Annotated in this window: 9 protein-coding genes; 7 read left to right on the top strand and 2 right to left on the bottom strand. The window is 71.3% G+C overall.

Going from position 1 to position 15,309, the window contains the following annotated elements:
• Window positions 1-201: 201 nt before the first annotated feature.
• A complete protein-coding gene (locus AB0I79_RS46015) occupies window positions 202-501 on the bottom strand; it encodes a hypothetical protein (RefSeq protein WP_357887510.1) in 300 nt (99 codons plus the stop codon).
• Between the two features lie 269 nt (window positions 502-770).
• Here AB0I79_RS46015 and AB0I79_RS46020 point away from each other — a divergent pair, with 269 nt between their 5' ends.
• The 3 genes from AB0I79_RS46020 (at window position 771) to AB0I79_RS46030 (ending at window position 8,048) form a co-directional block, all read left to right on the top strand.
• The gene (locus AB0I79_RS46020) at window positions 771-3,083 is read left to right on the top strand and encodes a S1 family peptidase (protein ID WP_357887540.1); all 2,313 of its coding nucleotides are present in this window, start codon (window positions 771-773) and stop codon (window positions 3,081-3,083) included.
• An 80-nt stretch (window positions 3,084-3,163) separates the two neighbouring features.
• Window positions 3,164-7,240, top strand: coding sequence for a DddA-like double-stranded DNA deaminase toxin (locus AB0I79_RS46025; RefSeq protein ID WP_357887513.1), 4,077 nt, complete (start codon window positions 3,164-3,166; stop codon window positions 7,238-7,240).
• A gap of 325 nt (window positions 7,241-7,565) precedes the next feature.
• On the top strand, window positions 7,566-8,048 hold the full coding sequence (locus AB0I79_RS46030) for a GNAT family N-acetyltransferase (protein ID WP_357887516.1): 483 nt from the start codon (window positions 7,566-7,568) through the stop codon (window positions 8,046-8,048).
• A 49-nt stretch (window positions 8,049-8,097) separates the two neighbouring features.
• Here AB0I79_RS46030 and AB0I79_RS46035 read toward each other — a convergent pair whose 3' ends face one another.
• On the bottom strand, window positions 8,098-8,556 hold the full coding sequence (locus tag AB0I79_RS46035; protein ID WP_357887519.1) for a MarR family transcriptional regulator: 459 nt from the start codon (window positions 8,554-8,556) through the stop codon (window positions 8,098-8,100).
• A 70-nt stretch (window positions 8,557-8,626) separates the two neighbouring features.
• Here AB0I79_RS46035 and gap point away from each other — a divergent pair, with 70 nt between their 5' ends.
• The 4 genes from gap to AB0I79_RS46055 all read left to right on the top strand — a co-directional run bounded on the left by gap (window position 8,627) and on the right by AB0I79_RS46055 (window position 15,279).
• Window positions 8,627-9,631 carry a type I glyceraldehyde-3-phosphate dehydrogenase gene (gap, locus tag AB0I79_RS46040; protein WP_357887522.1) on the top strand — a complete coding sequence of 335 codons (1,005 nt, stop codon included), beginning with the start codon at window positions 8,627-8,629 and terminating at the stop codon, window positions 9,629-9,631.
• A gap of 218 nt (window positions 9,632-9,849) precedes the next feature.
• Window positions 9,850-10,992 carry a winged helix DNA-binding domain-containing protein gene (locus tag AB0I79_RS46045; RefSeq protein WP_357887525.1) on the top strand — a complete coding sequence of 381 codons (1,143 nt, stop codon included), beginning with the start codon at window positions 9,850-9,852 and terminating at the stop codon, window positions 10,990-10,992.
• Between the two features lie 136 nt (window positions 10,993-11,128).
• Window positions 11,129-11,764: a 4'-phosphopantetheinyl transferase superfamily protein gene (locus AB0I79_RS46050; RefSeq protein WP_357887528.1), complete on the top strand. Its 636-nt coding sequence runs from the start codon at window positions 11,129-11,131 to the stop codon at window positions 11,762-11,764.
• A gap of 386 nt (window positions 11,765-12,150) precedes the next feature.
• Complete coding sequence (locus tag AB0I79_RS46055; RefSeq protein ID WP_357887531.1) at window positions 12,151-15,279, top strand: type I polyketide synthase; 3,129 nt, start codon at window positions 12,151-12,153, stop codon at window positions 15,277-15,279.
• Window positions 15,280-15,309: the final 30 nt, after the last annotated feature.

Here is a 15,309-nt window from a genome sequence, read left to right on the forward strand (position 1 = left end):
CACATACCGCGCGGTCGGCCACCTCGCCTGCGGTGATGCCGCCCGCGCCCGGCACGCTGATCGAGGCCGCCGCGGGTCGGGTAGGCCGCCTCCGCTCCGCTCCGGCCGGTCGCCTGCTCGGGTTGGAGCGTGCGGCGGGTCGCGGACCTCCGATCCGCCGTGGAGGTCAAGTGCGGGCGCGGGGGTTCCCTGTGTTCTCGTTCAGATCCAGGGGCTGTCGTCGGCTTCCGGATCCCAGGTTTCGGGCTCGGCGACCCAACCGGCAGTCAGGATCAGGCGGCTCCGGCGGTCGACGGTGAGGAACCCGAAGGGATGGACGAAGTCGACGTCGATGTGCTTGGCGCGATAGGAAGGCGGCGGCGCCACTGCGCCGGCGATCGCCCCAGTGGCGGTGACCGCGGCGGCTCGGAAGCCGTTGGCCTGGAAGGTGGCGAGGGCGTTCAGCTGGTGATGCGGCCGGCGGTCACGGATGAAGCGAACGCTGATCCCGGGGCCCGTCATCCCAGCCGGGCGGAGAAGGCGGCAACGTCCATTCATCGCCCGGCATCGGCGTGACCACCCCGTCTCCTCCGGCGCGCCGACGGTCGTCATGCGCCCTGGGCCCCGGTGCTCTCAAGGAAGCGAAGGCCCGAGCAGGCAAGTCCGCTGAGCAGATGTCCGCCTCATGCCCGGGCGACGCCCTGGTTCGCAGAAGGCGTGATCTTCACAATCGTGCCGTGAACCTCCACCGAATCATCCGGTCATTACACCTCACCATTCTCTCGTTATTGATGGTCGTCTCCTCAGCAGTGCTCTGGGCAGGAGCGACGCCGGCCCAGGCGGTAAGGGGCGGAAGCCCGGTGGCCGACGGCACCTGGGGCTTCGTGGCGAAGGTGAGCGTGGGCGAGACTCACGGCTGCACCGGAGCCCTGGTCAGCCCGCAGTGGGTGCTCACCGCCACCAGTTGTTTCGCCTCTCAGGGGCAGTCCGTCACGAGCGGGGCGCCGAAGACCGCGACGACGGTGACGGTCGGCAGGACGGACCTGTCCGGGTCGGGCGGGCGGGTGCTGCCCGTGGAGTGGATCCACCCGCACCGCGACCGGGATGTCGTGCTGGTCAAGCTGTCCTTGCGGGCCGTCGGCATCACGCCTGTCGCGCTCGGCTCCACCGTTCCTGCCGCGGGAGACGCGCTGCAGGTCGCCGGCTTTGGCCGGACCGCTGAGCAGTGGGCGCCCTACCGGCTGCATGCCGCGCCGGTCGTGGCCGGGGCCGTGGCCGCCGGCTCGTTCGACTGGACGGGGGCGGACGGCAGCGACGTGAGCGCCTGTCAGGGTGACGCGGGCGCGCCGGTGCTCCGCACGAACGGGAGCCGCGCGGAGCTCGTCGGGCTCAGCTCCGGCGCGGGGCAGGGCGGCTGCCTCGGCGCGGCCGGCGACGGGACGCGCGGCGGGGACGCGGTGCGGGTGGACGACCTGGCGAGCTGGGTCCGTACGGTCGCGGTCGAGCCCACCACGTCCTTCACCCGGTACGGATCCAGCCTGAACGGGATCGGCGGTTATGACCTGGATGACAACCGTGATCAGGTGGTGGCGTTCGACTACGAGCATTCGGGAAAGCTGGATCACCTGGTGCTCTACCGTCCGGGCTCGCAGATCGTCTTCATCGTCAAGCGGAACGCGGACGGTACCCATGCTCCGGTCTACTCCTCGACCACGGGTATCGGCGGCTACGACCTGAAGGACGGCCGGGACCGCATCATCGCCTTCGACTACACGGGTTCGGGGAAGCTCGATCATCTGCTGCTCTACCGTCCGGGCGGGCACACGGCCTGGATTCTCGAGCACGGCGCGGGCAACACGTTCAAGGCCGTGTTCCACAGCTCGACCGGCATCGGCGGCTATGACCTGAAGAGCGCCGAGGACCAGATCATCGCCTTCGACTACGAGCATTCGGGGAAGCTGGATCATCTGCTGCTGTACCGGCCGGGGACCGGGATGGCCCACATTCTCCAGCACAGCGGTGGCGCCACGTTCACGCCGGTCTACGCCTCCGCCGACGGTGGGATCGGCGGCTACAACCTGAAGGACGCCCGCGACCGCGTCATCGCCTTCGACTACACGAGTTCGGGCAAGCCGGATCACCTGGTGCTCTACCGCCCGGGCGGGCAGACCGCCTGGGTTCTCGAGCACGGCGCGGGCAACACGTTCAAGGCCGTGTTCCACAGCTCGGCCGGCATCGGCGGCTATGACCTGAAGAGCGCCGAGGACCAGATCATCGCCTTCGACTACGAGCATTCGGGGAAGCTGGATCATCTGCTGCTCTACCGTCCGGGCGGGCAGACGGCCTGGATCCTGCAACACGGCGCGGGCAATTCGTTCACGGCGGTGTTCCACAGCTCGACCGGCATCGGCGGCTATGACCTGGAGATGGCGAAGGACCGCATGATCGCCTTCGACTACCGGAGCACGGGCGGGCAGAGCCACCTGTTCCTCTACCGGCCAGGCGACCAGATCACCTATTTCGCGGGACGGGCGCTTCCGCCTGTACGGGTGGTGCCGGTCACCGTGTCGCCCGCCATCGGCCCGGACTCCATCGTGGAGAGGTTCGCCTATCCCGTGAACTTCCCGCACGCGTTCGCGGGCACCTCCGGCCAGGACGACTGGGGTACGGACGAGGCCGAGGCGCGCAACTTCGAGCTGATCTCCGGAAACGGCGGGATCATCTGGGTCTCGTGCACCGCGTCCCCCGAGAACGGGGTCGGCGTGATCAAGGTGTTCCCGGGCTTGCTGAACGGCCAGACCGAGATCGGCGAGCCGCATCTCGGCGTGACGGCGGTCTGCTTCAAGGTCCTCGGCTCCGAAGGATGGGTGAAGCTGCGGATCCCGAACGTCTACGAGGTTCAGGGAGACAGCCGCTCGCCGGGGGCCGGCCATGACGTGGACGCGACAGTCGTGAACGTGTCTTCCGGAGCGGAGCGCACCAAGCGCGTCGAGCGGGACGAGAGCGAACAGTTCGGACGCACGGATACCACCTGTGACGAGAGCCACCAGGACTATCCCGACAACTGCCAAGAGACCCTCCTGGAACTGCGGGTCGTCAGCTGAGAACTGAACGGCCGGCCGGCACGGGACCTCCGGCCGGCCGTTCAGCCCATGCCTTGACCGCATCGACGGAAATGGTGGACGTGAATACGATTCGAGCGTTACGCGGCAGGACCCCTTGGCGGACGGCAGGGGTCATCGGCACCGTGCTCGCGTTGCTTCTCATGGGCAGCCCGATCACCGAGGCCGCGGTGGCGGACCCGCCCGCCGCGCCGGTGTGCGAACGTCAGATGGTTCTGGAAGCGTGGGTCACGGGCGGCGTGAACGTGCGCCCGGCCGCGGAGAAGGCTCTGCTCGGGGACAAGGCGGCGATCTGCGCTCTGCTGGCCGAGCTGCCCCGGCTCGTGGCGCAGGACGATCGTGAACAGGTCGGCCGCATCAAGGCCCACGGAGGGCCCGAGGTGGCTGCCGCTGCCAACGCCGCCCTGGTCTCGGACGACTCCGGTGCCGTGGTGAAGTTCCTCGACGGTGGCTGGGAGACCGCGCGGGAGATCGACCTGCGCGCCAGCGTGAACGAGATGAAGGCGGCCGGCGGGCCGGAGGTCAAGGCTGCCGCGAACGCGGTGCTGCGCAACGGGTCGCGTGCGGCTCTGGGGCAGTTCATCGAGTCGGGCTGGCGGCTGCCGTACAAGCTGGACCTTCGCGCGGTCGTCAACCGGGCGATGGCCGAAGGCGGCCCGCAGGTGCAGGATGCGGCGAACCGGGCGCTTCAGGACGGCAGCCTGGAGATGCAGGAGCGATTCGTCCAGATCGACTGGGGCGTGGCCCAGGCCCGGGACAACGAGAACCAGACCTTGAACGATCTCCGGGCGAGTGCCACGGAGGCGACCCGCCGCGCGGCGTTCGAGACGGTCTCCGCAGTCGCACAGGCCGAGCGGGCGAAGGCCGAGGCCGCGGCGGCCAAGAACGACGCCCAGGAGGCCGAACGCCTCGCCGCGCAGGCCGGGCAGGAGTCGGCGGAGGCCAGGCGCCAGGCCCGGCGTGCGGCCGAGGCCGCCGACCGCGCCGCGGCTGCCTCCAGCGTCGCCGTACAAGCCGCGCGGGCAGCCGCGGAGGCCGCGCGCGCGGCAGCCGGGGCCGCCGGACGTGCGGCGACCGCGGCGGCGCGGGCGCACACGAAGTCCGACGAGGCGTGGGCGGCAGCGGCGGCTGCGGAGCTGGACGCGAAGGCCGCTGCCACGGCGGAGAACCACAACCGGGTCATGCAGCAGATCGGCCCGCAGATCTCCGCCTGGCTCTCGCCCATCGATCAGATCACCGCCGTGACCCAGCAGGCGTACGCCGCGGTCGCCGCCGCCGATTCGGCGCGGGCGAACACCGAGGCGGCCGGACGCGCGGCCGAGGCCGCCGGCCGTTACGCGGGGGAGGCCAGCGCCGAGGCCCGGGCCGCGTTCGCGGCGGCGGCACGTGCGGGCGCAAGCGCGGAACGGGCGAAGCGCGCCACCGCGGAGACGGTGCGCCACGCGGACATCGCCAAGGACGCAGCCGGCAAGGCGCGAGATGCCGCGACGCGTGCGGTGTCCTATGCGGAGCAGGCAGCGAGCGCCGCGGCGAGCGCGGCCAAGCACGCGGGCAGCGCCGTCAACGCGGCCGAGCTGGCGACGCAGCACGCGGACAACGCCTACCGCGCGGCGGAGGACGCGTTGAAGGCAGCCGAGACGGCCCAGATCGTGTACAAGGCGGCACGTGCGGCGGACGCCGAACGGCTCAGGCACGAGCTGGAGCTCGAGTTGTCGTTCGCCCGGCACATCAGTCAGGAAGCCGCCCAGGCCCGGCTGGGGGACGCCCGCGGCTTCGGAGTGCCGATCGGCCGCTATCACACGCCCGAGATCGATGCGCTGATCGCCGAGGCGGCCAACCCGCAGACCGAGGCCGCGCCGGCGGCCCGCAAGGCGCGCGAGGTGGCTCGATACTTCGCGACGGTGCCCGGCACGTGGACCAGTTCGGCGGCCATGGCTGCGCTCGGCGAGGACGACGACGTTCTTGCCGTCGAGTTCGTCAGGAGCGGGCTCGCAGCCGCGGAAGAGCAGGACGACCGCACGACCCTGACCGGTCTCATGGTCACCGGCACCCCGGCCATGAGAGCCGCCGCCCAGGACGCCCTCGACGGCGGGTGGCCCGACGTCATCGCCTTCCTCGACGACCCGGACTACCCCGAGCGAGCCGCCGAACAGCGGGAGCAGATCGGCCGGATCCTCGCTGAGGCCCGCGGCGCCGGCCACGCGCAGACCGAGGAGGCGGCGAACATCGCCCTGCGCTCGGACGATCCGGACGCCCTCGAGGAGTTCCTGGAGGTGAAGCACAACACCGCGTACACGATGGACGTCCGGTCGAAGGTCGGCGCGATCGCCGGCGACGAGTCTCACGGCACCGAGGTGCGGAACGGCGCCCAGGTCGCTCTCGCCGGCACGACGGCGATGCAGGCCGACTTCCTGGAGGTGGAGCGGCACCGTGCGGCCGAGCGCGACCACGCGACCGCGACGCACAACTACATCGCCACGTCCTTGATGATCGAGACCTCGCAGATCGCGCAGCGCGCCGTCGACTTCGCGCGCACCGCGCAGGCCGCGGCGGCACAGGCCCGCGGTTCGGCGGAGGAGGCCATCGGGTACGCGAACGACGCCGGCAGAGCGGCCGAGCAGGCGCGGACGTTCGCGACCGAGGCCGTCGCCCACGCACGCGACGCCGCCGCGTCCGCCGAACGGGCCGCGGAGGCCGTCCGCACCGCCGCCGCCGCGGCCCAGCAGGCTCAGCAGTCGGCCAGGAAGGCGTCCCTCTCGGCCCGCTGGGCCCGCGCCTCGGCTGTCTCGGCGGCACAGGACGCGGCCAGCGCCTTCGCCGCCTACGACACCGCGTACGCCGCGCAGCTCGCGGCCGGCAAGAGCGCGTCCGAAGCGGCTCGCATCGCCGCCGAAGTGTTCGATGACTATCGGGAACAGGCCGAGCAGCGCCTCCGCGAGCTCAAGGGCGAGTGGTACGGACACTGCAAGTCGGGGCCCGAGAACGGCCTGCCCGGGTACCACGACTGCAACGCCTACGTCGAGAAGATCCTCAACGACCCCAAGGGGCCGCTCCACGACCCGGACGGCTACGCCGAAGAGCGGATCGAGCACTGCAAGAAGCAGTTCGTCGGCAAGGCTCAGGACGCCTGCATGTCCGTCGTCCTGAGCCCGCTGTTCTACTTCGCGGCAAGAGGGATCTCCGACCGGGAGACCGAGACCCACCGTCTCGCCGAGGAGTACATGGCCCTGACCGGGCTGGACCTGCTCAACGGCGCCTCCCAGCTGTCGTTGATCAACGATTGCAAGAACGCCGCGGGGAAGGCCGCCGCACGCGGGAGCAAGGCGTTCTCGGACTGCATCACCGGGGCCCTGGACCTGTCCGAGGATCCCGACTGGAACAAGTACTCGAGCGAGTGGAAGGGGACCTTCGTGGAGTCGCTCGTCCCCGAGGAACTGCGATTCGCCGAGTACAACTCGGTCTGGGGGACGATGTACCTGCGCGAGCACCTGTCCGATCGCACCATCCTCTCGGCGATCCACGAGTCCGATCTGGCGACGTCGCTGCTGCGCACTCTTCCGATCGGATGCCTGCAGGAAGGCGGGCACTGCCCGTTCGAGGACGCCGCGCTTCAGCTCAAGGACGTGAGCGAGTCCATCAAGCGGCTGAACAACCAGGGCTACATCGTCGACGAGTCCGGACGGGTGCTCGACGCTAGCGGACTGCCGATCGCGAGTCTGCCGCCGTCCAGCGACCTGGAGAAGTGGGCGGGCTATACCGTCGAGAGCGGGCTGCACGACGACCTGGCGGCCCTCGAACACCGCCTCGGCCTGCTGTACAGGCAGGAGTTCGGCCTGCCCATCGCGCCTCCTGCCTGGCACCTCGAGACGCAGCTCGCCTATCGCGTCGCCACGCGGGAGGTGGCGCTCCGTGACTCCACGCTACGGCTCGTCATGAACAACCGGGGCGGGGTGTGCGACGCGGTCCCGATCAGCGGCACCGGGCCTGACCAGCAGCGGCAGGCTGTGGCAGGGTGCATCCAGGCCGTCAAGCTGCTGTTGCCGGCCGGCACCACGATGATCATCTACTATCCCGATCCGGAGAATCCGGCGGAACTGCTTGAAGTCACCGTGCGCGGGGTCGGCCGCTGGCTGGACTGAACCCGTCGGCCGTGTGAGTGAACCGGCCGGCATCCGGCACAGGGTGAGGGCGCGGTCGTCGAGAGACGCCGCGCCTTCACCGATGCGGCGGAGGGCCGCCCCGTCCACCCGGCACCGGGAAACGGACTCCTTCTTCCGCGCCCGCGGTCCGAAAAGCCATGGGGCCAACGGCGCGAAGGCGCTAAGGTAGCGGGTCATGGAGTGCTTCGCCGCCTGGCGTACCCGTAGCTGAGGGCCGGCTCACCGCACACGACTGCCGTGAGCAGGCCGACCGATGCCCCCTTGCCCCTCGGGTATCAGCTCTCAGCCTGAAAGGCGCACGTCCATGCGTATTCGCTCGTTCGTTCAGCACGACCTCGCCCGACTCGTGGATCTGACCATCGAGACGTTCGGGCCGTTCTACGAGGATCACTTCCGTCCCCTGGTCGGCGACGTCATCTTCGCCAACCAGCACGGCGCCTGGCGCGACGACTACCGCGAGCAGGTCGCCGGGCTGCACGACCCGGCCGCGCACAAGCACGTCTCGGTCGCGGAGGCGGGCCACGCCATCGCCGGTTACGTGGCCTGGAGCGTCGACACGGCGCGCGGGAACGGCGTCATCTCGCACCTCGCCGTCGCGGCCGGCCACCGCCGGCATGGCACGGGCGCGGCGCTGTGCGAGCACGCCTTCGCGGGCATGCGAGCCCTCGGGGCGGAAGTGGTCGAGATCGGCACCGGAGGCGACCCCTTCCACGCGCCCGCCAGGGCTCTGTACGAGAAGCTCGGGTGCACGGCGGTGCCGGTCGTCTTCTACTACCGGCAGCTCTGATCTCCCCGCGTCAGGCTTGAGCCGGGATTCTCCGGAGTGGTGCCAGGGCTCAGCCGGGCCGCTGGGCGCGCCCGAGCTCCGCGAGCCGGGCGAGGGCGGGCAGCGCGTGGGCGATCGCCCGCCGTTGCTCGCCGGTCAGCTGGGCGATCAACGGGGCCAGATGGCGTGTCCGGTCAGCGTGGCGGGAGCGGCCGATCCGGCGGCCGGCCTCGGTGATGTGGACGAGGACGGCGCGTCCGTCGCTCGGGTCGGGGCGGCGCTCCACCAGCCCGTCGCGCTCCAGCCGGGTGACCAGCTGGGTGATGGCGGGCTGGCTGACCTGCTCGGTCCTGGTCAGGTCGGTCAGCCGCATCGGGCTGCCGCTGAAGGCCAGAGTGTCCAGCACCGACAGCGTCGTGAACGACAGCTTCTCCAGCATGGGGAGGCGGATGTAGAAGCGGTTGAAGTTCTCGATCGCCGCGGTGAAGGCGTTGACGTCCAGGTCGTCGTCGGAGATGTCGTCGTTCACGCCCTGATTATATATTGAGGATTTATATAAGATGCTTATGATGTAGGCCGGTTGAAGAGGAGAGACACCCATGACTGTTCGTGTTGGCATCAACGGCTTCGGGCGGATCGGCCGCAACGTCTTCCGCGCGGCGGCGGCCCGGGGCGCCGACCTGGAGATCGTCGCGGTCAACGACCTCGGCGACGTGGCGACCATGGCCCACCTGCTGGCCTACGACTCGATCCTGGGCCGGTTCCCCGGCGAGGTCGTCGCCGAGCCCGGCGCGATCCGTGCCGGGGACACCACGGTCAAGGTGCTGGCCGAGCGCGACCCGGCCGACCTGCCGTGGGGGGATCTGGGGGTGGACGTGGTCATCGAGTCCACCGGCATCTTCACCAGCGCGGCCAAGGCGCGCGCGCACGTGGACGGCGGCGCGAAGAAGGTCATCATCGCCGCCCCGGCCAGCGGCGAGGACGTCACCATCGTGCTCGGCGTGAACGACGACGCCTACGACCCGGAACGCCACACCATCATCTCCAACGCCTCGTGCACCACCAACTGCCTCGGAGTGCTGGCGAAGGTGCTGCACGACGCGGTCGGCATCGACTCCGGCATGATGACCACCGTTCACGCCTACACCCAGGACCAGAACCTCCAGGACGCGCCGCACAAGGACCTGCGCCGCGCTCGCGCCGCGGCGCTCAACATCGTCCCGACCTCCAGCGGCGCGGCCAAGGCCATCGGCCTGGTCCTGCCCGAGCTCCAGGGGCGGCTCGACGCCTTCGCCCTGCGGGTCCCCGTCCCGACCGGCTCGGTCACCGACCTGACCGTCACCACCCGCCGCCCGACCACCGTGCAGGAGGTCAAGGACGCGTACGCCGCGGCCGCGGCGGGTCCGTACAACGGCCTGCTGTCCTACACCGAGGCGCCCATCGTCAGCAGCGACATCGTCACCGACCCCGCCTCCTGCGTCTTCGACGCCCAGCTCACCCGGGTGCTCGGCTCGCAGGTCAAGGTCGTCGGCTGGTACGACAACGAGTGGGGCTACTCCAACCGCCTCATCGACCTGTCCGTCATGGTCGGCGCCACTCTGTAGACGATCAGCGGCCCGCCCGGGCTTCACCTCGCCGAGCAGGCGCTGGACGAAGTGCCGGTCCTCTCCCATGGCTTCCCGGGCCCGTGCGTGCGTGCATGTCGTGCACCCGGAGATCTCGGACGAGCGGTGACATTACAATGATCGACCTATGCCGACCAGACGCACGGTCCCGGACCACGACCGACGCCCCGACGCCGCCGGTTGAGAGGAGCTGACGGATGCGGCTCACCGCGCGGGAGCTCAACCGGGCCACGCTCACCCGCCAACTGCTCCTGCAACGGCAGGCGCTGGATGTCGCCGAAGGGGTGCGCCGCGTGGTCGCCCTGCAGGCGCAGCACGCCGCCTCGCCGTACCTGGCCCTGTGGAACCGGCTCGCGGGGTTCGAGCCGGCGGACCTGGACGCGGCCTTCGCCGACCGTAAGGTCGTCAAGGCGACGCTCCTGCGGATCACGCTGCACGCGGTCCACGCCGAGGACTACCCGCCCTTTCACGAGGCGATGCAGCCCTCGTTACGCGCCGCCAGGCTCGGCGATCGGCGCTTCACCGGCAGCGGCCTCACCGCGGCGGACGCTGACGCGTTGGTCGGCGAGCTCCTGGCCTTCGCGGACCGGCCCAGGACCGCGGCGGAGATCCAGACCTGGATCCAAGCGCGGCTCGGCGTGCCACCGAAAGGGGTGTGGTGGGCGCTGCGGTCCTACGCGCCGCTGCTGCATGCCGTTACCGGCCGGCCCTGGTCGTTCGGCGCGCGGCCGGCCTACGTCGCGGCGGGAATCGCACCGACGCTGGGAACGGCGGCCGACCAGGCCCTGAAGACGCTGGTGCTGCGTTACCTGGAGGGGTTCGGGCCGGCATCGGTGGCCGATGTCGCCCAGTTCGCCCTGGTGTCGCGCTCCAGGGCCCGCGGCGCGATGGACGCCCTGGCCGGAGCGCTCGAACGGTTGACCGGGCCGGACGGCACGGAGCTGTTCGACCTGCCCGGCGCGCCGCGCCCGGCAGCCGACACACCGGCCCCGCCACGGCTGCTGCCCATGTGGGACAACATCCTGCTGGCCTATGCCGACCGCAGCCGCGTCATCCCACCCGACTATCGCAAGCTCGTCACCCGGTCCAACGGCGACGTCCTGCCGACGCTGCTGGTCGACGGTGCGGTCGCCGGCGTGTGGCGGCCGGTCGAGGGAGGGATCGAGGCCACCGCGTTCCACCCGCTGCCCAGCCGGACGTGGGAGGAACTGGCCGGCGAGGCGCAGGCGCTCCTGGCGTTGCTGGCCGGCCGTGAGCCCGATGTCTACCGCCGCCACGACCGGTGGTGGGCGGCCGTGCCCAGCGCCGAGGTACGGATCCTCCCGGAGAAGGGGCCCTGATCGGGGTGCGCGCGTCGGCGATGGACGCAGCAGCGCCCGCCGGCCACGCCGGGTGCTCCGGCGCTCGCGGGGGGCCGGCCGGCCGCACGGATGTGCCGTACCAAAGCCCTGCGCGTGAACGAGATCCGGCCTGCCCATGATCGATGAGGTCCTGCCGGAACGGGTCGTCTGCGTCGAGTCCTTCGGCGACGTGCCCGGCGCCGTGCTGCTCGGCGAGGAGGCGGCACTCGTCGCCAACGCCGTGGACAAGCGACGCGACGAGTTCACCACGGGACGGCACTGTGCCCGCGCCGCCCTCGCCCGGCTCGGCTTCCCGCCCGCTCCCGTCCTGGCGGACGAGCGCGGCGCCCCCGTCTGGCCGCCCGGCGTCGTGGGGTCGATCACCCACTGTGCCGGATACCGGGCGGCGGCCGTGTCCGCGGACGTGCTGAGCGTCGGCATCGACGCCGAACCGTGCCGGCCGCTTCCTGACGGCGTCCTGGAGGCGATCTCCCTGCCCCGGGAGCGCGAGATGCTGGCCCGCCTCGGCGACGCCCAGCCGTGGGACCGCCTGCTGTTCAGCGCCAAGGAGAGCGTCTACAAGGCGTGGTACCCGGTGGCGCGACGCGGGCTCGAGTTCGAGGACGCCCTCGTCGACATCGATCCCGGCGGCACGTTCTACGCGCGGCTGCTCGTGCCGGGACCGCGCGTCGGCGACGTCGCACTCCGGGCGTTCACGGGCCGCTGGCTCGCCGCCGGCGGGCTGCTGGTCACCGGCGTCACGGTTTCCTGACTCGCGGGGTCGCCGGCGCCCGGCCGGTTCCGACCGGGTATGCCGATCACGGCGGGCGGATGGCGAAGTGAGAAGAGGGCCGTCCTCGCCCGGAGGTGTGATCGCCGCCTGTCAGTGAGTAACCGTGAGGCCGTTTCAGCAGGTCATCGTGGGTGGCGCGGGACGGTGGAACAGCGCGGGCGCTGAAGGGAAAAGCGCGGAGTCTACCTCGCTCGTCGCGGGCGCGCTTCATGCGCGGGCAGTTGCAGATCTCACATCGAAGTCGACAGTGATCGCCGAAACCAGTTGCGGCGCGGAGAATGGTCTTGCTTAGGATGGGGGCCGACGGTGTGCCCCATCGGGGACATGTCGCTCGAATTCACTGCCTTGAGGGGGACCACTCTCTGGTGACTGGTGACGGGGGACAGGGCAAGGTGGCGGTCGTCGGCATGGCCTGCCGGCTTCCGGAAGCGGCGGACGTGGCGGCGTTCTGGACGCTGTTACGCGAGGGCGTGGACGCTGTGGCGGACATGCCCCCCGAACGGTGGGACGCCGAGCCGGGCTTCGCGGCCGCGCCGGCGTACACGCGGCGAGGCGGCTGGCTGGAGCACGTCGACCGGTTCGACGCGGACTTCTTCGGCATCCCGGCCAGGCAGGCCGCGACCATGGACCCGCGCCAGCGGCTGCTCCTCGAGCTGAGCTGGGAAGCGCTGGAGGACGCCCGGGTGGTGCCCGAACGGTTCCGCGGCAGCCGCACCGGCGTCTTCGTCGGGGCGATGTGGGACGACTACGCCGCCCTCGCCCAGCGGTACGCGGCAGGGGCCAGGTCGCCGTACGAGATGAGCGGCCTGCACCGCGCGCTGCTCGCGAACCAGATCTCCTACATCCTCCGATTACGGGGCCCCAGCCTCGTCGTGGACACCGGGCAGTCGTCGTCGCTCGTCGCCGTCCATCTCGCGGTCGAGAGCCTGTTACGCGGCGAATGTGACGTTGCCCTGGTGGGCGGGGCGAACCTGGTGCTCGATCCGGGCAGCGCGGCCGTCTCGGCGGCGTTCGGCGGGCTGTCGCCCAGCGGCCGCTCCGCGACGTTCGACGCCGGCGCCGACGGATACGCGCGCGGCGAGGGCGGCGGGGTGGTCGTGCTCAAACCGCTCGAGGCGGCACTCGCCGACGGTGACCGGATCCACGGGGTGATCCTCGGCGGCGCGGTCAACAACGACGGCGGTGGCGACACGCTCACCAGCCCCGACCAGGAGGCGCAGCAGGACGTCATCCGGCGGGCACACGCCTCGGCGGGGATCCGGGCCGACGAGGTGCAGCACGTCGAGTTACACGGCACCGGAACCTTCGTGGGCGACCCCATCGAGGCCATGGCGTTGGGGACGGTCTTCCGCCGGGGTGATCCCGCCGCGTTACGGGTCGGATCGGTCAAGACAGCCATCGGGCATCTCGAAGGGGCCGCCGGGATCGCCGCCCTGATCAAGACGATCCTGTGCATCAGCAACAGGCAGCTCGTTCCCAGCCTCCACTTCGAGCGTCCCAGCCCGCGCATTCCGCTGGACGAGCTGGGATTACGCGTCCAGACGGAGACGGGGCCCTGGCCGGAGCCGGACCGCCCGCTGATCGCGGGAGTGAGCTCGTTCGGGATGGGCGGCACGAACTGTCATCTCGTACTCGCCGAACCGCCCGCCCCCCACCCCGCGCCGCCGGATCCCCACCCCGGCGAAGACCCACCGTCCCTGCCGATCCCGTGGCCGCTGTCAGGGCGGAACCGGCAAGCACTCCGCGACCAGGCCCGGCGGCTGCTCGGCCGGCTGCGCGAGCACCCCGCTCGCAACCTCGACCTCGGCCTCTCCCTGGCCACGACACGCACCGCCTTCGAGCACCGGGCCGTGCTCCTGTCCACCGACCGCGCCGGGTTCGAGCGCGGACTCGACGCCCTCGCCACCGGACGGCCCGCCCCCGGCCTCGTGGAAGGCGCCGCCGGACCCCGGGACGGGGTCGCCTTCGTCTTCCCCGGGCAGGGATCGCAGTGGACCGGCATGGCGGTGCCGCTCCTGGAGAGCTCACCGGTCTTCCGCGAACACATGAACGCGTGCGCCGACGCCTTCGCGCCCTACCTGGACCGGCCGCTGCTGGACATCCTCGACGACCCCGCCACCTTGCAGCACTCCGACCTCGTGCAGCCCGCGCTGTTCGCGGTGATGGTGTCGCTCGCCGCCCTGTGGGAGTCCTACGGGGTGCGGCCGTCGGCGGTCGTCGGGCACAGCCAGGGAGAGGTCGCCGCCGCCCACGTCGCGGGCGCGCTCACCCTGCCCGACGCCGCACGCATCGTCGCGCTGCGCAGCCGCCTGCTGATGAGGCTCGCCCACCGCGGCGGCATGCTCTCGATCGTGCTCCCGGCCGAGGAGGTCGACAAGCACCTGCCCGACGGCCTGACCATCGCCGCCGTGAACGGGCCCGGCTCCACCGTGGTGTCCGGCGACCTCGACGCCCTGACGGCTCTGCAGGAGCGGTACGACGCCGACGGGGTGCGCGCCCGCCGGGTGGCGATCGACTACGCCTCGCACTCCCACCAGGTCGAGGTCATCCACGCGGAGATGCTCGACGCGCTCGCCCCGACCCGTCCCGCCGCCGGCCGGGTGCCGTTCCACTCGACGGTCACGGGCGGCCCGCTGGCCGGTGCGGAGCTGACCGCCGAGTACTGGTACCGGAACCTTCGCCACCAGGTCCGCTTCGCCGAGGCCGTACGGACGATCGACTGCGGGATCTTCGTCGAGGTGAGCCCGAACCCGGTCCTCACCGGAGGGGTGCGGGACACCGTACCGGAGGCGGCGGCACTGGGAACGCTGCGCCGGGACGAGGGCGGGCTGGACCGGTTCCTCACCTCGCTCTCCGAGGCGTACACCGCCGGGGCCGCGGTCGCCTGGGACCGGTGCTTCGCCGGCACCGACGCCCGGGTGGTCGACCTGCCCACCTACGCGTTCCAGCGGCAACGGCACTGGCTGGACACCCGTGAGCGCGTCGTGGAGCCGCCCGCGAAGAAGCGGGACGAAGCCGCGCCGATCGCCGAGGAGGCCACCGCGGATCCCGCCGAACTGGTGCGGGCGCAGGTGGCGGCCCTGCTCGGGCACCACGACCCGGACGCGGTGGACATGACGCCGACGTTCACGGACCTCGGGTTCGACTCGCCGCTGATCGTCGAGCTGAGCAGCCGGCTCGCCGCCGCCACCGGGCTGCGGTTGCCGATCGCCGTGATGTTCAACCACCCCACGCCCGCACTCCTGGCCGAGCACCTGCGCGCGGAGCTACGGCCGCCCGACCCGCTGAGCACGATGCTCGACCGGCTGGCCGAGGCGCTCGACGAGCCCCCCGCCGACCCGGCCAGGCGCGCGGAGCTCGCCGACCGGCTGGCCGCACTGTCCCGGCAGATGGCGGCACCGGCCGAGAGACCACCGAAGGACGAGGTCGCCGGCCGGCTGCGAACGGCTTCGGTGGACGAACTTCTCAGCTTCATCGACGGGGAACTCGGATGACGCACGGCGGGACGAACTCGGGGGGCAGCC

The sequence above is a fragment of the Nonomuraea sp. NPDC050202 genome (genome assembly GCF_040656115.1).
Classification (GTDB): domain Bacteria; phylum Actinomycetota; class Actinomycetes; order Streptosporangiales; family Streptosporangiaceae; genus Nonomuraea.